A 16,202-nucleotide genomic window follows, 5' to 3' on the forward strand; every position below is an offset into this window, starting at 1 on the left:
GAAGCCGCCCGCGGGCGGCTTCTTCGTTTTCGTACCCGGGATGGATCAGGCCAGGCCGTCGCGGTCGCGAAAACCCAGCAGGTAGAGGACGCCATCCAGCCCCAGGGTGGAGATGGCCTGCTTGGCCGACTGCTTGACCAGCGGCTTGGCACGAAACGCCACGCCCAGACCGGCGATCGCCAGCATCGGCAGGTCGTTGGCGCCGTCGCCCACGGCGATGGTCTGCTCCAGGCGCAGGCCTTCGCGCTCGGCCAGCTCGCGCAGCAGGTCGGCCTTGCGCTGGGCATCGACGATCGGCTCGACGGCCACGCCGGTGGCCCGGCCATCGACGATCTCCAGTTCGTTGGCGAACACATAGTCGATGCCCAGCCTGGCCTGCAGCTGCCGGGCGAAGTAGCTGAAGCCACCGGAGAGGATCGCCGTCTTGTAGCCCAGCCGGCGCAGCTCGGCGAACAACGTCTCGGCGCCCTCGGTCAGGCGCAGCGAGGCGCCGATATCGGCCAGCACGGTTTCCGGCAGGCCCTTGAGCAGGGCCAGGCGCTCCCTGAAGCTGGCGGCGAAGTCCAGCTCGCCGCGCATGGCCCGCTCGGTGATGGCCGCGACCTGCTCGCCGACCCCGGCCGCCTTGGCCAGTTCGTCGATCACTTCGGCCTCGATCAGCGTCGAGTCCATGTCGAACACCGCCAGACGGCGGTTGCGACGGAACAGCGAGTCGCGCTGAAAGGCGATGTCGACGTTCAACTCCTGCGCCACGCTGAGGAACTCGGCGCGCAACGCCGCGGGATCGGCAGGCTCGCCGCGCACCGAGAACTCGATGCAACCCTTGCCCTGCTCGGCCGGGGTGTCCAGCGGCATGCGCCCGGACAGGCGGTCGATATGGTCGATATTCAGGCCGTACTGGGCGGTGATGGCGCTGACCCGCTGCAACTGCTCGGCGGTGACCTTGCGGGTCAGCAGGGTGACGATGTGCCGTGCCTTGCCCTGGCCGCTCACCCATTGCCGGTAGTCCGCCTCGGAGACCGGGGTGAAGCGCACCTGCTGGTCCAGCTCGTAGGCGGTGAACAGCACGTCCTTGAGCACCGAGGAGGCGCGCTCGCTGTCCGGTATCTCGACCAGGATGCCGAACGACAGGGTGTCGTGGATCACCGCCTGGCCGATATCGAGGATGTTCACCCCGCCCCGGGCCAATACGCCGGTGATGGCGGCGGTGAGGCCGGGGCGATCCTCGCCGGTGATGTTGATCAGGACGATTTCGCGCACGGCGCACCCCCATAAGGTCGAAGATAAGCGGTCCGCCGCTGGGCGAGCAGGCCGGAGAAAAGGCGCACATTCTACCCATTTTCGCCGCCGTACGGGCACGCGCGGCGCTTTGCCCGCTGCGGGCCGCTCGCTATACTGCGCGCCATCTCCAGTCGACAAGAGCCGAGCCCTGTGAACCGGCCCGTCCCCGTTAAACCCGACAACCTCTTCCTCCTGCTGTTCCAGGCCCTGCGCCAGCGCCGCGTGCCCCTGGCCCTGCGCATCGCCAGCCACAGCCTGCTGCTGGTGGCGCTGGCCCTGGTGATTTACGCCTGGGTGATCGGCATGCAGTTCAAGCAGGCCATGCAGCAGCAGGCCGAGGCCCTGGGCACCAGCCTGATCACCCAGACGGCCGCCTCGGCCACCGAGCTGCTGGTGTCCAACGACATCCTCAGCCTCAACGTGCTGCTGAACAACCTGGTGAAGAACCCGCTGGTGGCCCATGCGGCCATCTACAGCGTGGACAACCGCATCCTCGCCGAGGCCGGCGCGCGCCCGAGCAAGAGCATGCTCGGCGAAACCGAGGGCCTGTACTCGACGCCCATCACCTTCCAGGAGGTGATCGCCGGCCAGTTGCGCATCAGCCTGGACATGCGCCAGTTCCAGCAGCCGATGACCATCAGCCTGCAGAGCATGGGCATCCTCAGCCTGATCCTGCTGGCCCTGGCCCTGAGCCTGAGCCTGCGCCTGGGCCGGCATATCTCCACGCCGCTGCTGCAGCTGCGGGTCTGGCTGCGTGACCCGGACGACCCGGCCCCCGGAGCCGGGCGCCTGGACGAGATCGGCGACCTGGCGCGCCAGCTGCAGGCCCGCCTGGTGCCGGAGAAGCCAGAGCCTGAGCCCGCAGCCGACTACGACGAGATGGAGGCCGAAGACGACTTCGCCGAGCTGGCCGAGCCGCACGACGACGAGCCGGGCTTCGCGGTGCCGAACCTCAACGACGAGGCGCTCGACGCGTTCGACGAGCGCAACGACGCGGAAGGCGATCCCTTCGCCGAGTTGCGCGACGACGCTCCGCCGGCGCCTGCCGCGGCGCCGAGCGCGGCCCAAGCGAGTGCGGTACTGGCCATCCAGCTGGGCGCCCAGGAACAGCTGCGGCGCCTGCCGCGGGCCCGCCTGCTCGACCTGCTGCAGCGCTACCGCGACTGCCTGAGTCAGGCCGCGGCGCTCTATCAGGGCGAGCTGCACACCCTCGGCGACGGCAGCAGCCTGATGCTGTTCCACAGCCGGGACAACGATGACTACCTGAGCCACGCGCTGTGCTGCGGCGAGCTGATGCGCGCCCTCGGCCATGCCCTGCAGATCGAGGTCGCCGACAGCGGCATCACCCTGCAGCTACAGCTGGGGCTGACCCAGGGCGACGCCCTGCTCGACCTCAGCCAGGGCGATCTGCTGCTCAGCGAAACCGCCCAGAATGCCCTGGCCCTGTCCCAGCACAGCCGCAACCTGCTGCTGCTGGAGCGCCGCATCGCCGCCGACCCGCAGGTGCAACAGTGCAGTCGCATCCGCGCCATCGCCAGCCCGGACGGGGCCTGCTGCGTGGAGCGCCTGCTGGAGCCCTACCCTTCGCTGCTGGAGCGCCAGCTGGCGCGCATGCACGAGAGCCGCTGAACCACGCAGAAAAAAGCCCCGCTGCGAGCGGGGCTTTTTTCTATCTCCGGCCTGGGCGGGCTCAGAAACGGAACACCTCGCCCTCGATCCGGATCGGCTCGGCCACCGGAATCTTCGGCGGCGCCGGCTTGCGCGCCGGTGCGGCGGGCGCCTTCTTGCGCGGCTCCTTGGCGATGGCCGGGGCCAGATTGCCATACTCCTGCACCGCCAGCGCCACCTGCTCGACCAACTGACGCATGACCAGGCTCTGCGCCCTGACCTGGTCGGCGATGCTGCCCTGGTGGGTCTCCTCGAGTCGCACCAGGCGGCCGTCGAGCAGCTTGCCCTCGCCGCTCAGCAGGCGCCAGTGGGCCTCGAGCACGGCCGGGCGCTGCGGCCCGGAATCCAGCCGGCTGATGCTCAAAAGCACCTGCACCTGGGGGCTGAAGCCCGGTGCCGCCGGCGCCGTGGCCAGGCGCTGGCTGTTCAGTCGAGCGGCCAGCTGGCGCAACAGCTGGCGGTCGATATCCGCCGCCAGACTGCCGGCCCAGCGCGCATCGCTGGCCGCCGTCAGGCTGCCGTCGGCCTGGCGCTGCAGCAGGGCCTCGCGCTGCAGGTAATCGGCGATCGACACCGGCCCCAGCAGCACCGCCACGCCCTCCTGGTCGGCCGGCAGTGCGGCATTGCCGCCATCGAGCTGATACAGGGGCACCGGCTGGTAGGCCGTGCATCCGGCCAGGCCAAGCAGGCCAGTCAGCAGCAGGGTCAGGGGGAGACGCGCTCGGGTCATTACTCTCATCCGGCCGGCACGTTCTGCCGGCAGTCAAACCTGGGTTAGCGAAGGCGCGCAGCCACGCTGACGCCTTCCACGGCGCCCTATCATCCGCCAAAGCGCCGCGCGACTCCAGTACGCAGCGCATCGGCGGTCGGTCCGCGACTCACCCCTGCGCCTCGACCAGCAACCCGTCGACCCGCTGAAAGCCGCGCGGCAGCTTGTTTCCGCGCCGGCCGCGCTCGCCCTTGTAGTGCTCCAGATCGTCGGCCTTGAGCGACAGGGTGCGCTTGCCCGCCTGCAACACCAGGGTCGCCCCCGCCGGCAGCACCGCCAGGTCGCTGAGGTATTCCTCGCGGCTGGCAACCCGTTCGCCGGGAATGCCGATGATCTTGTTGCCCTTGCCCTTACCCAGCTGCGGCAGATCGGCGACCTTGAACAACAAGAGGCGGCCCTCGGTGGTCACCGCCGCCAGCCAGTCCTCCTCGCGGCTGACCAGAGGCTTGGGCGACACCACCCTGGCACCGGCCGGCAGACTGAGCAGGGCCTTGCCGGCCTTGTTCTTGGCCTGCAGGTCCTCGCCCTTGACCACGAAGCCATAGCCCGCGTCGGAGGCGATCACATAGAGCGCGCTGTCGTCCGGCAGCAGCACGCATTCGAAGCTGGCCCCCGGCGGCGGCGTCAGGCGCCCGGTCAGCGGCTCGCCCTGGCCCCGCGCCGATGGCAGCGAGTGCGCCGCCAGCGAATAGCTGCGCCCGGTCGAATCGATGAATACCGCGTACTGGTTGGAGCGCCCCGGCGCGGCGGCCTTGAAGCCGTCGCCGGCCTTGTAGGACAGGCCGGTGGCGTCGACGTCGTGGCCCTTGGCGCAGCGCACCCAGCCCTTCTCGGACATGACCACGGTGACCGGTTCGGTCGGCATCAGCTCGGTTTCCGACAGGGCGCGGGCCTCGGCGCGGGCGACGATCGGCGAGCGACGCGCATCGCCGTACTTCTCGGCGTCGTCGAGGATCTCCTGGCGCACCAGCTTCTTCAGCTTCGCCTCGCTGCCGAGCAGGGCCAGCAGCTTGGCACGCTCCTTGGCCAGCTCATCCTGCTCGCCGCGGATCTTCATCTCCTCCAGGCGCGCCAGCTGGCGCAGGCGGGTGTCGAGGATGTAGTCGGCCTGCACGTCGGTGAGGCCGAAGCGGGCCATCAGCACCGGCTTGGGTTGGTCCTCGGTGCGGATGATATGGATCACCTCGTCGAGGTTGAGGAAGGCCACCAGCAGGCCCTCCAACAGGTGCAGGCGCTTCTCCACCTTGTCCAGGCGGAACTGCAGGCGCCGGCGCACCGTGTTCACCCGGTACTCCAGCCACTCGCGCAGCATCTGCCGCAGGTTCTTCACCTGGGGCTTGCCGTCCAGGCCGATGACGTTGGTGTTGACCCGGTAGCTGGACTCCAGGTCCGTGGTGGCGAACAGGTGGGTCATCAGCTCGTCGGCATCGACCCGGTTGGAACGCGGGATGATGACGATGCGGCAGGGGTGCTCGTGGTCCGACTCGTCGCGCAGGTCGGCGACCATCGGCAGCTTCTTGGCCTGCATCTGCCCGGCGATCTGCTCCAGCACCTTGGAGCCGGACACCTGGTGCGGCAAGGCGGTGACCACGATGTCACCGTCCTCGATGCGGTACACCGCACGCATGCGCACCGAGCCGCGGCCGGTCTCGTAGATCTTCAGCAGGTCGGCGCGCGGGGTGATGACCTCCGCCTCGGTGGGGAAGTCCGGCCCCTGCACGTGCTCGCACAGCTGCTCGACCGTGGCGTCCGGCTGGTCCAGCAGGCGCACGCAGGCGGCGGCGACCTCGCGCAGGTTGTGCGGCGGCACGTCGGTGGCCATGCCCACGGCGATGCCGGTGGTGCCGTTGAGCAGCAGGTTGGGCAGGCGCGCCGGCAGGGTCGCCGGCTCGTCGAGGGTGCCGTCGAAGTTCGGCACCCAGTCCACCGTGCCCTGGCCCAATTCGCTCAGCAGCACCTCGGAGTAGCGCGACAGGCGCGCCTCGGTGTAGCGCATGGCGGCGAAGGACTTGGGATCGTCCGGCGCGCCCCAGTTGCCCTGGCCGTCGACCAGGGTGTAGCGGTAGCTGAACGGCTGCGCCATCAGCACCATGGCCTCGTAGCAGGCCGAGTCGCCGTGGGGGTGGAACTTGCCGAGCACGTCGCCGACGGTGCGCGCCGACTTCTTGTGCTTGGCGTCGGCATCCAGGCCCAGCTCGCTCATGGCGTAGACGATGCGCCGCTGCACCGGCTTCAGGCCGTCGCCGATATGCGGCAGGGCGCGGTCCATGATCACGTACATCGAATAGTTGAGGTAGGCCTGCTCGGTGAAGTCGGCAAGCGAGCGGCGCTCAACGCCATCCAGGCTCAGATCGAGGGATTCGCTCATGAAGGTCTCATCGCAAGGTTGATTGGCGCAGCATCAGGGTGCCGTCGCGCTGGGTGAATTCGAGTTGTTTGAGGGCGCTCATGCCCAGCAGCACTTCGTCGCCGTCCATGCCGGGGGCGATCAGCGCCTCGACATCGTGCAGGACGATGTCGCCGAGGCGCAGGCTGGCCAGCCGGGTGCGGTGGGCGGTGGCGCGGCCATTGGCGGTGCTGATCAGGATCGCCGTGCCGGCACTCAGCCCCAGGCGCCGGGCCACCTCGACGGGCACCGCCACCTGGGTGGCGCCGGTGTCGAGGAGGAAGATCACCGGCTCGTCGTTGATCCGCCCGGCGGCGCGGTAATGTCCCTGCCGACTGCTGGCCAGGCGCACCTCGACATAGTCGCTGCCATGCACCGACTGCGGGTCGCGGTTGGGGTTGCGCCGGGACTCCTCCCACTCGCCGAAGAAGCGCGTGGCCAGCAGCAGGGCGGCGCCCCAGGCCAGCACCAGCATCACCCGCCCCGCCCGACGGCCCGGCGCCTGGGTGCTCACCGGCGATTGCCCCAGCCGCCCTGCGGCGCGGCGAAGCGCCAGACGATCGGCCGCTGCTCGCCGTCGGCCCGGACCTGACCTTCGTTGTCCAGACCGACCCAGGCCCCCTCGGCATCGACCCACAGGGCCTCGGCCTGACCGTAGTCCGGCGGGTAGCGACGGGACTCGGCCAGCGCCTCGGCGGCGAAGGACCAGCAGCGCTCGACCGCGCCGTCGCTCAGCTGGCGCCGGCAGATGCGGTGGGCCTGGCGCTCCAGGGTGAAGAGCTTCTCCTGGTGGAAGGCCAGGCCGGAAAAGTCCCGGGGCCGCGCCGCATCGCCCAGCTGCGCGGGGCCTGGTTCGCGGCCGCCCTCGCTGACCAGGACACAGCCGCCGCTGCAGTGCCAGGTCGAGCGCTGTCGGTGCAGCACCAGCAGGCCGCGGCGCTGACGCTCGGCGGCCAGCCACAGGCGCTCGCCGGCCGGATCGACGGCGATACCCTCCAGCAGTGCATTGAACTTCAGCAGCATGCCGCTGGCGCGGGCCTGGCGCACCACCGCCTCGGGCAGCGCCAGCCATTGTGCCTCGCCCATGGGCGAGAGCCGCAGCACCGCCGCGTGCGCCTCGCTGACCAGGTAGCGATTGCCCTGGGCGTCGCAGGACAGCCCCTCGAAATCCAGACCGCCGCCGCGCACCTGGCCGGCGACCCAAGTGCGCATGCGCAGCCCCCAGGGCAAGGGCGTGGACGGTGCATGGGGCGCGGCGAAACGCTCGGCCTCGGCCTGCCAGACCGCCGCCTCGGTATCCAGGCGATACAGGCGGTCGTCCTCGCGGTCCGACACCGCCCACAACGTCTCGTTGCAGAGGGCCAGGCCCGAGAGGTTGCCGCCGGCCATGCCCGCCACCGGATGCTCGCCGAGCAGGCGCAGCTCTTCCAATGGAGTCTCGGCCAACGCCGTGCTCGCCAGCAGCAACAGGGCGCAGAGGCTGCGCATCAGAGCAGCACCTCGGCCAGGTTGCCCTTGGACTCCAGCCAGGACTTGCGGTCGCCGGCGCGCTTCTTCGCCAGCAGCATGTCCATGATCTCCTGGGTGCCCTCGAAGTCGTCCAGGGTCAGTTGCACCAGGCGCCGCGTGTTCGGGTCCATGGTGGTCTCGCGCAGCTGCGGCGGGTTCATCTCGCCGAGGCCCTTGAAGCGGGTGACCTGGGGCTTGCCGCGGCGCTTCTCGGCCACCAGGCGGTCGAGGATGCCGTCGCGCTCGGCCTCGTCCAGGGCATAGAACACCTCCTTGCCCAGGTCGATGCGGTACAGCGGCGGCATCGCCACGTAGACGTGGCCGGCATCCACCAGGGCGCGGAAGTGGCGGACGAACAGCGCGCACAGCAGGGTGGCGATGTGCAGGCCGTCGGAGTCGGCGTCGGCGAGGATGCAGATCTTGCCGTAGCGCAGCTGGGAGAGGTCGCTTGCGCCCGGGTCGATGCCGATGGCCACGGCGATGTCGTGCACCTCCTGGCTGGCCAGCACCTCGCCGCCGTCCACCTCCCAGGTGTTGAGGATCTTGCCGCGCAGCGGCATGATCGCCTGGAATTCCTTGTCCCGCGCCTGCTTGGCGCTGCCGCCGGCCGAGTCGCCCTCGACCAGGAACAGCTCGGCGCGCATGGGGTCCTGGCCCGCGCAGTCGGCCAGCTTGCCGGGCAGCGCCGGCCCCTGGGTGATCTTCTTGCGCTCGACCTTCTTGCCGGCCTTGAGGCGGCGATTGGCGTTGCTGATCGCCAGTTCGGCGAGCAGCTGGCCGAACTCCGGGTGGGCGTTGAGCCACAGGCTGAAGGCATCCTTGACCACACCGGAGACAAAGGCCGCCGCCTCGCGGGAGGACAGGCGCTCCTTGGTCTGCCCGGAAAACTGCGCGTCCTGCATCTTCATCGACAGGACGAAGGCGATGCGCTCCCAGATGTCCTCCGGCGCCAGCTTGACCCCGCGCGGCAGCAGGTTGCGGAACTCGCAGAACTCGCGCATGGCGTCCAGCAGGCCCTGGCGCAGGCCGTTGACGTGGGTGCCGCCCTGGGCGGTGGGGATCAGGTTGACGTAGCTCTCCTGCACGCTCTCGCCGCCCTCCGGCAGCCACAGCAGGGCCCAGTCCACCGCCTCCTTATTGCCGGCGAGGCTGCCGCAGAAGGGTTCGGCGGGCAGGCGCTCGAACTCGCTGACCGCATCCACCAGGTAGGAGCGCAGGCCGTCCTCGTACAGCCACTCGACGCGCTCGCCAGCTGCCTTGTCCTCGAAACTCACCGCCAGCCCCGGGCACAGCACGGCCTTGGCCTTGAGCACGTGCTTGAGGCGGCTGACGGAGAACTTGAAGGAGTCGAAGTACTTGGCGTCCGGCCAGAAGTGCACGCTGGTGCCGGTGTTGCGCTTGCCGACGCTGCCGACCACCTCCAGGTCGCTGGCCTTGAAGCCGTCGGCGAAGGCCATGCGGTACTCGCTGCCGTCGCGCTTGACCCGCACCTCGACCCGGGTCGACAGGGCGTTGACCACCGAGATGCCGACCCCGTGCAGGCCGCCAGAGAACTGGTAGTTCTTGTTGGAGAACTTGCCGCCGGCGTGCAGCTTGGTGAGGATCAGCTCGACCCCGGGCACGCCCTCCTCGGGATGGATGTCCACCGGCATGCCGCGGCCGTCGTCGAGCACCTCCAGGGAGTTGTCCTCGTGCAGGATCACCTGGATCGACTTGGCGTGGCCGGCCAGGGCCTCGTCGACGCTGTTGTCGATGACCTCCTGGGCCAGGTGGTTGGGGCGGCTGGTGTCGGTGTACATGCCCGGGCGCTTGCGCACCGGGTCCAGGCCGGAAAGGACTTCGATGGCGTCTGCGTTATAGGCGTTCTGCTGGGCCATGGGGTCTCGGGTCGTCTTAAAGGGCGGAAAAGTCGATATCGCGCCAGAACCTGGCGGGAATACCGGCGAAAGCGAAGAGCATCGGCAGGCGCGCGGCGAAGCCCTGGAAGCCATGGTCGCCGCCGGCCTGGATGCGCAGGGCGCAGGCCCGGTAATAGGCCTGGGCCTGGCGATAGTCGAGGGTTTCGTCGGCGGTCTGCAGCCATACCTGATAACGCGCGGGGTCCTGCGGTGGCGGCACCTCCAGCGCGGCCAGGGCGGTCACGTGTTCGGCGGTCAGCTCCCAGGTCTCGTCGCTGTAGTAGTTCTTCTGCGGCCCCAGGTAGCCGTCGAACAGCAGGTGCGGACGCACCGCCGGATTGACCAGCAGCGCGCGCAAGCCATGCCGTTCGGCCAGGTGGGTCGCATAGTAGCCGCCCAGGGAGCTGCCGACCAGCACGGGCCGACCGAGCTCGCCGATCAGCCCTTCGAGCTGGCCGATGGCCTGGCGTGGATGATGGTGCAGGGCCGGCACCCGCAACCGCTCGGCCAGGCCCATGCGCGCCATGGCGCGCCGCAACTGGCTGGCCTTCAGCGAGGCCGGCGAGCTGTTGAGGCCATGGAGATAGAGGATACTGGGGCTGGCTGCGGGCATGGCTGACGGGGCTTACGACGGGGAACGGGAAGCCGAACGGTAGCAGCTTTCGCGCCGCCCCCTCCAGCCCGGGGCTATCAATAGCCCTTGACGCTGTAGTCCACCTCGAAGCGAATGCCGGTGACCCGCGACACCCCGGTCTCCAGGCGGCCGTCGGCATGCAGGCGCAACCAGCGGTAGCCCGGCGCGCTGCTGTCGACCTGGAAGTCTTCGCTGCCCGGGGCGAACTGCACGCAGGTCGAGGGCGAGGCCAACAGGCGCACGCCCTCGCGCAGCTGATCGAACTCCTGGTGCACATGCCCCCAGAGCACGGCCTTGGCCTGCGGGTGGCGCGCCAGCACGGCGAACAGCGCCTCGGGGTTGCGCACGCCGATCGGTTCCATCCAGGCGCAGCCGATGGGCACCGGGTGGTGGTGCAGGCAGATCAGGTGGTGGCGCTCGGGCGCCTCGGCCAGGGCCCGCTCGAGCAGCGCCAGCTGCTCCGCGTCGAGATAGCCGGGCACCGCGCCGGGAATGGAGGAGTCGAGCAGGACGATGCGCCAGCTGCCCAGGTCGATCACCGGCTCCAGCTGCGCGCCGTCCCCGCAGGCGCGGCGCATCGCCGGGACGTCGTCGTGATTGCCGGGCAGCCAGCGGGCCGGTGCGCCGATCGTCGCGGTGAGCTGGCGGAAGCGGGCGTAGGACGCCTCGCTGCCGTCCTGGGAGAGGTCGCCGCTGGCCAGCACCAGGTCGATCTGCGGCTGCTCCCGCAGCAACTGCTCGACCACCCGCTGCAGGCTGTCCTGGGTATCCATGCCCAGCAGCTTGCCGTTCGCCTCGGCGAACAGGTGGCTGTCGGACAACTGCACCAGCAGTACCGAGGAATCAACAGCGGAAGTGGGCACGCTCGGCAAGGCCGTCTCCTTGAGCAGGGTAGTGGGATTATGCTGGCTGGGGCCGGCGATGGTAAACCCGCGAAGCGGGCCTGGGTCACAGAAAAACCGCCTCGCCGAGCGTCAAAAACGACGCAGAACGCCGGGAACGGCCTAGGCGCTGTACGAAAAGTCGCCGAGCGCAGGTCAGGCAAGGCAAAACAGGCGAAGAAGCGGAGTTTACGTGCTGTAAATGAGCATTCTGAGCCTGTTTTTAACGCAGCATCACCGAGCGCAGGCACTTTTCGTACGGAGCCTAGAACACCGGCGCCGGCTCATGGCCACAGGCCAGGCAGTGGCTCAGCCATTCGCCGAGGAACAGATTGAGCTGGCTCTTCTCGTCCGGCTGGTGCATGGCGGCATTGGGGTAGGGATAGATACTGCGCAAGCGCCGGGCGCTCTCGGCGCTGACCACCTCGGCCATGCGCGCGTCGTGGTAGACCCGCACCTCCAGCTGCGGCACCGGCAGCCAGGGCAGGCTGTGCTCCTGACGCACCAGCAGGGTACTGGTATAGGGGCAGGTCTCCAGCACCTCGAGGGCGAGAATGCCGAGCTGGTGCTCGCCCTGGCTCAGGGCGACCCGCCGGGCCTTCGCCTGGCTGCGCATCTCCGGCAGCAGGCGCATCAGCCGCGCGTAGTTGGCCTCGCAGACCGCCTGCAACTCCACCAGGTCGACCCGGTAGCGCTCGCGCAACAGGTTCACGACCACAACCCCCTGACCTCGGCGCGGTTGAGCGCCAGCCACTGCAGGGCGATGATGCTCGCCGCGTTGTCGATACGCCCGTCCTTCACCGCATCCAGGGCATCCTCCAGCGGCCAGACATGCACACGGATGTCCTCGCCCTCCTCGGCCAGGCCATGCACGCCACCGACACCCTCGCTGTCGCAGCGGCCGATGAACAGGTGCACCCGTTCGTCCGAGCCGCCCGGCGACGGGTAGTACTGGCTGATCGGCCACAGCGAGCCCAGCGTCACCCCGGCCTCCTCGACGGCCTCGCGCCGGGCCACTTCTTCCGGCGCCTCGTCCTTGTCGATCAACCCGGCGACCAGTTCCAGCAGCCAGGGGCTGGCGCTCTTGTCCAGGGCGCCGACGCGGAACTGCTCGATCAGCACCACGCTGTCGCGCTGCGGGTCGTAGGGCAGCACGCACACCGCATCATGGCGCACGAACAGTTCGCGACTGAGCTGCGGGCCCATGCCGCCGGCGAACTGGCGATGGCGCAGCTGCAGGCGATCGAGCTGGTAGAAGCCGCGAAAGCAGGCCTCGCGCTCGAGTATTTCAACATCGTCTCGCTGCATAGCGACCCCCTATTAGCAGGAACGGGCCCGAAGGCCCGCCCTGTCTCCCATTTTCCGCCGGCCCAGACCGCAGCCGGCGGAAGCGTCGATCCTCCATCACACCTTGTGATAGAGCTGCGCGCCCTGCGCCTTGAACTCCTCGGCCTTGGCCTGCATGCCCTGCTCGACCTCTGCATCCAGGTCCAGGGCGGCGATGCGTTGCTCTTCAGCATAGACCCGCACTTCCTGGGTGATCTTCATCGAGCAGAACTTCGGCCCGCACATGGAGCAGAAGTGCGCCACCTTGGCCGAGTCCTTCGGCAGCGTCTCGTCGTGGTAGCTGCGCGCCGTGTCCGGGTCCAGGCCCAGGTTGAACTGGTCCTCCCAGCGGAACTCGAAGCGCGCCTTGCTCAGGGCGTTATCGCGAATTTGCGCCCCCGGGTGGCCCTTGGCAAGGTCGGCGGCATGGGCGGCGATCTTGTAGGTGATGATGCCCGTCTTGACGTCGTCCTTGTTCGGCAGCCCCAGGTGCTCCTTGGGGGTAACGTAGCAGAGCATGGCGCAGCCGAACCAACCGATCATCGCCGCGCCGATGCCCGAGGTGATGTGGTCGTAGCCCGGGGCGATGTCGGTGGTCAGCGGGCCGAGGGTGTAGAACGGCGCCTCGTCGCAGCATTCCAGCTGCTTGTCCATGTTCTCCTTGATCAGCTGCATCGGCACGTGGCCGGGGCCCTCGATCATCACCTGGACGTCGTGCTTCCAGGCGATCTTGGTCAGCTCGCCGAGGGTCTCCAGCTCGCCGAACTGCGCCTCGTCGTTGGCGTCGGCGATGGAGCCCGGACGCAGGCCGTCGCCCAGCGAGAAGCTGACGTCGTAGGCCTTCATGATCTGGCAGATTTCCTCGAAGTGGGTGTAGAGGAAGTTCTCCTTGTGGTGCGCCAGGCACCACTTGGCCATGATCGAGCCGCCACGCGAGACGATGCCGGTGACCCGCTTGGCGGTCATGGGCACATAGCGCAGCAACACCCCGGCGTGGATGGTGAAGTAGTCCACGCCCTGCTCGGCCTGCTCGATCAGGGTGTCGCGGAACAGCTCCCAGGTCAGGTCCTCGGCCACCCCGCCGACCTTCTCCAGGGCCTGGTAGATCGGCACCGTGCCGATCGGCACCGGGCTGTTGCGGATGATCCACTCGCGGGTCTCGTGGATGTGCTTGCCGGTGGACAGGTCCATCACGGTATCGGAGCCCCAGCGGATGCCCCAGGTCAGCTTGGCCACTTCTTCCTCGATGGAGGAGCCCAGGGCCGAGTTGCCAATGTTGCCGTTGATCTTCACCAGGAAGTTGCGGCCGATGATCATCGGCTCCAGCTCCACGTGGTTGATGTTCGCCGGAATAATCGCCCTACCGCAGGCGATCTCCTCGCGGACGAACTCTGGGGTGATTTCCTTGGGGATGTTGGCGCCGAAGCTGTGGCCGGCGTGCTGCTGCTCGAGCAGGCCGGCGGCGCGGGCCTCCTGCAGCTTGAGGTTCTCGCGGATGGCGACGTATTCCATCTCCGGGGTGATGATGCCCTGGCGCGCGTAGTGCATCTGGCTGACGTTCTGGCCGGGCTTGGCGCGGCGCGGGTTGCGCACGTGGGCGAAGCGCATGGCGGTCAGTTCGGGGTTGCTCAGGCGCTCCTGGCCGAAGCTGGAGCTCAGGCCGGCGAGCAGCTCGGTGTCGCCGCGGTCCTCGATCCAGGCGCTGCGCACGTCGGCCAGGCCCTGGCGCACGTCGATGGTCACGCTCGGGTCGGTGTAGGGGCCGGAGGTGTCGTAGACCAGCACCGGCGCGTTGACCTCGCCGCCGAAGTCGGTCGGGGTGACGTCCAGGCTGATCTCGCGCATCGGCACGCGGATGTCCGGACGCGAACCCTGCACGTAGATCTTCCGCGAACGGGGGAAGGGCTGGATCGACTGCTGGTCGACCTGGGCGCTTTCGCTCAGGTTCTTTTGTTGTGCACTCATCGGCTGGTTCTCTCCTGGGCTGATTGTCGGAGCGAACCTGGAACGGACTAGGGGTGCGGGGCGCACCGGGGCCGGTGCCGAGAGGACTCGCCGAGGGATGGGCGAGGACATCTTGTTCCCTACGCAGGCCTTTAACCTGATCAGGTTCAACGGGATCCGGCAACTGCCAATCTCAGCCCCGCGCATGGGGCACCCCGACAAGAACCTGGCCAGTCTAATCAAGGCGCGACGATAAAACCAACCCGCAAGTCAAAAAACACGACCCATGCGTCGGGTCGTGACGGCGCCGTCACCTGCCGCAGGATTGTTGCGTCCAGGCAACATAGCTTGTTGCAAACTACACTCCAGGCGCCCCCGGCACGCCTTGACCCTCCAGACAGGCCCCCTTAGCCTTGCCGATTACCGCCAAATCTAGGATCCCCCGAATGCTGCGCAGACTCTCTCTGGCTCTTGCCGTGGCCTCCGCCGCCAACGGATTGGCCTGGGCCGAACAGGCCCCGCTGTCCCCCAAGACCGACCTGGTCACCGTCTACCAGGAGGCCGCCAGCAACAACGCCGACCTGGCGGCCGCACGCGCCGACTACCAGGCGCGCCGCGAGGTGGTACCGCAGGCCCGCGCCGGGCTGCTGCCGAACCTCTCGGCCGGCGCCAACCTGAGCGACACCCGCACCGCCGTCGACTCCCCGTCCATCACCAGCTCACGCAGCGGCACGGTGTACCAGGCCAACCTCAGCCAGCCGCTGTTCCGCGCCGACCGCTGGTTCCAGCTGCAGGCGGCCGAGGCGATCAGCGAACAGGCCGCCCTGGAACTGTCCGCCACCGAGCAGGCGCTGATCCTGCAGAGCGCCGAGACCTACTTCGCCGTGCTGCGCGCCCAGGACACCCTGGCCTCGACCAAGGCCGAGGAAGCCGCCTTCAAGCGCCAGCTGGATCAGGCCAACGAGCGCTTCGACGTCGGCCTGTCGGACAAGACCGACGTGCTCGAGGCCCAGGCCGGCTTCGACACCGCGCGGGCCAACCGGATCATCGCCGAACGCCAGGTGGAAGACGCCTTCCAGGCCCTGATCACCCTGACCAACCGCGAGCACGGTGCCCTCGAGGGCATCGAGCACGGCCTGCCGATCCTCGCGCCGACGCCCAACGACGCCAAGGCCTGGGTCGATACCGCCAGCGCGCAGAACCTCAATCTGCAGGCCAGCAACTACGCGGTCAGCGCCGCCGAGGAAACCCTGCGCCAGCGCAAGTCCGGCCATGCGCCGACCCTGGACGCGGTGGCCAGCTACCAGAAGGGCGACAACGACAGCCTCGGTTTCAGCAACAGCAGCGCCAGCGCCGCCACCTTCAGCGGCGACGTCGAGCAGCGCTCGATCGGCCTGCAGCTGAACATCCCGCTGTACAGCGGCGGCCTGACCAGCTCCCAGGTGCGCGAGGCCTACCAGCGCCTGACCCAGAGCGAGCAGCTGCGCGAGAGCCGGCGCCGCCAGGTGGTGCAGGACACCCGCAACCTGCACCGCGCGGTGAACACCGACGTGGAGACCGTGCAGGCGCGCAAGCAGTCGATCATCTCCAACCAGAGCGCCCTGGAGGCCACCGAGATCGGCTACCAGGTCGGCACCCGCAACATCGTCGACGTGCTCGACGCCCAGCGCCAGCTGTACAACTCGGTGCGCACCTACAACGATGCGCGCTACGACTACATCCTCAACAACCTGCGCCTCAAGCAGGCCGCCGGCACCCTCAGCCCGGCCGACCTGGAGGCCCTGGGCGACTTCCTCAAGCCCGACTACGACCCGGATCGCGACTTCCTCCCGCCGGACCTGGCCAAGGCCGCCGAAGCGCAGCTGCGCGGCGCCCAGGACTACTGAGCCGCCGCCATGAAAAAGCC

General features: G+C 68.7%; 13 protein-coding genes and 1 riboswitch. Of the genes, 2 read left to right on the plus strand and 11 right to left on the minus strand.

The genetic code is table 11. The features are described 5' to 3' along the window. Positions 1-45 precede the first annotated feature (45 nt). On the minus strand, positions 46-1,260 hold the full coding sequence (serB, locus tag I0D00_RS09815) for a phosphoserine phosphatase SerB (RefSeq protein WP_213639536.1): 1,215 nt from the start codon (positions 1,258-1,260) through the stop codon (positions 46-48). A gap of 171 nt (positions 1,261-1,431) precedes the next feature. Between serB and I0D00_RS09820 the strand changes: the two genes are divergently transcribed. Beyond that, positions 1,432-2,910, plus strand: coding sequence for an AhpA/YtjB family protein (locus tag I0D00_RS09820; RefSeq protein WP_213639537.1), 1,479 nt, complete (start codon positions 1,432-1,434; stop codon positions 2,908-2,910). Positions 2,911-2,971: 61 nt separating this feature from the next. On the opposite strand, the gene I0D00_RS09825 is transcribed toward I0D00_RS09820, so the two are convergent. The 10 genes from I0D00_RS09825 to thiC all read right to left on the minus strand — a co-directional run bounded on the left by I0D00_RS09825 (position 2,972) and on the right by thiC (position 14,317). Further along, positions 2,972-3,679 carry a PqiC family protein gene (locus I0D00_RS09825; RefSeq protein WP_213639538.1) on the minus strand — a complete coding sequence of 236 codons (708 nt, stop codon included), beginning with the start codon at positions 3,677-3,679 and terminating at the stop codon, positions 2,972-2,974. Positions 3,680-3,827: 148 nt separating this feature from the next. After that, positions 3,828-6,086, minus strand: coding sequence for a DNA topoisomerase IV subunit A (parC, locus tag I0D00_RS09830; RefSeq protein WP_213639539.1), 2,259 nt, complete (start codon positions 6,084-6,086; stop codon positions 3,828-3,830). 7 nt (positions 6,087-6,093) lie between these two features. Then, positions 6,094-6,618 (minus strand): retropepsin-like aspartic protease family protein, encoded by a 525-nt coding sequence (locus I0D00_RS09835; protein ID WP_213639540.1) that lies wholly within the window; start codon positions 6,616-6,618, stop codon positions 6,094-6,096. Then, positions 6,615-7,592, minus strand: coding sequence for an esterase-like activity of phytase family protein (locus I0D00_RS09840; RefSeq protein ID WP_213639541.1), 978 nt, complete (start codon positions 7,590-7,592; stop codon positions 6,615-6,617). The genes I0D00_RS09835 and I0D00_RS09840 overlap by 4 nt, the downstream gene beginning before the upstream one ends. Further along, entirely contained in the window at positions 7,592-9,490 is a 1,899-nt protein-coding gene (gene parE / locus I0D00_RS09845; protein ID WP_213639542.1) for a DNA topoisomerase IV subunit B, read from the minus strand. The genes I0D00_RS09840 and parE overlap by 1 nt, the downstream gene beginning before the upstream one ends. A gap of 16 nt (positions 9,491-9,506) precedes the next feature. Further along, on the minus strand, positions 9,507-10,124 hold the full coding sequence (locus I0D00_RS09850; protein ID WP_213639543.1) for a YqiA/YcfP family alpha/beta fold hydrolase: 618 nt from the start codon (positions 10,122-10,124) through the stop codon (positions 9,507-9,509). A gap of 77 nt (positions 10,125-10,201) precedes the next feature. Next, the gene (cpdA, locus tag I0D00_RS09855; protein ID WP_213639544.1) at positions 10,202-11,017 is read right to left on the minus strand and encodes a 3',5'-cyclic-AMP phosphodiesterase; all 816 of its coding nucleotides are present in this window, start codon (positions 11,015-11,017) and stop codon (positions 10,202-10,204) included. 274 nt (positions 11,018-11,291) lie between these two features. Beyond that, positions 11,292-11,744: a DUF1249 domain-containing protein gene (locus I0D00_RS09860; RefSeq protein ID WP_213639545.1), complete on the minus strand. Its 453-nt coding sequence runs from the start codon at positions 11,742-11,744 to the stop codon at positions 11,292-11,294. Continuing rightward, positions 11,735-12,334 (minus strand): NUDIX domain-containing protein, encoded by a 600-nt coding sequence (locus I0D00_RS09865; RefSeq protein WP_213639546.1) that lies wholly within the window; start codon positions 12,332-12,334, stop codon positions 11,735-11,737. Before I0D00_RS09865 ends, I0D00_RS09860 begins: the two co-directional genes overlap by 10 nt. Before the next feature lie 96 nt (positions 12,335-12,430). Next, positions 12,431-14,317, minus strand: a complete 1,887-nt coding sequence (gene thiC / locus I0D00_RS09870; protein ID WP_213639547.1) for a phosphomethylpyrimidine synthase ThiC — start codon at positions 14,315-14,317, stop codon at positions 12,431-12,433. 99 nt (positions 14,318-14,416) lie between these two features. After that, positions 14,417-14,524: riboswitch (TPP riboswitch) on the minus strand. Positions 14,525-14,742: 218 nt separating this feature from the next. Between thiC and I0D00_RS09875 the strand changes: the two genes are divergently transcribed. Beyond that, positions 14,743-16,182: a TolC family outer membrane protein gene (locus tag I0D00_RS09875; protein WP_213639548.1), complete on the plus strand. Its 1,440-nt coding sequence runs from the start codon at positions 14,743-14,745 to the stop codon at positions 16,180-16,182. Positions 16,183-16,202 lie beyond the last annotated feature (20 nt).

Source organism: Pseudomonas lalucatii, assembly GCF_018398425.1.
In the GTDB taxonomy this organism is placed as follows: Bacteria; Pseudomonadota; Gammaproteobacteria; order Pseudomonadales; family Pseudomonadaceae; genus Aquipseudomonas; species Aquipseudomonas lalucatii.

Bases quoted from the DNA above. Each gene is read 5' to 3' on its own strand.
- I0D00_RS09825 (WP_213639538.1), bottom strand. From the start codon at position 3,679: ATGACCCGAGCGCGTCTCCCCCTGACCCTGCTGCTGACTGGCCTGCTT.
- parC (WP_213639539.1), bottom strand. From the start codon at position 6,086: ATGAGCGAATCCCTCGATCTGAGCCTGGATGGCGTTGAGCGCCGCTCG.
- I0D00_RS09840 (WP_213639541.1), bottom strand. From the start codon at position 7,592: ATGCGCAGCCTCTGCGCCCTGTTGCTGCTGGCGAGCACGGCGTTGGCC.
- parE (WP_213639542.1), bottom strand. From the start codon at position 9,490: ATGGCCCAGCAGAACGCCTATAACGCAGACGCCATCGAAGTCCTTTCC.
- I0D00_RS09850 (WP_213639543.1), bottom strand. From the start codon at position 10,124: ATGCCCGCAGCCAGCCCCAGTATCCTCTATCTCCATGGCCTCAACAGC.
- I0D00_RS09865 (WP_213639546.1), bottom strand. From the start codon at position 12,334: ATGCAGCGAGACGATGTTGAAATACTCGAGCGCGAGGCCTGCTTTCGC.
- thiC (WP_213639547.1), bottom strand. From the start codon at position 14,317: ATGAGTGCACAACAAAAGAACCTGAGCGAAAGCGCCCAGGTCGACCAG.
- I0D00_RS09875 (WP_213639548.1), top strand. From the start codon at position 14,743: ATGCTGCGCAGACTCTCTCTGGCTCTTGCCGTGGCCTCCGCCGCCAAC.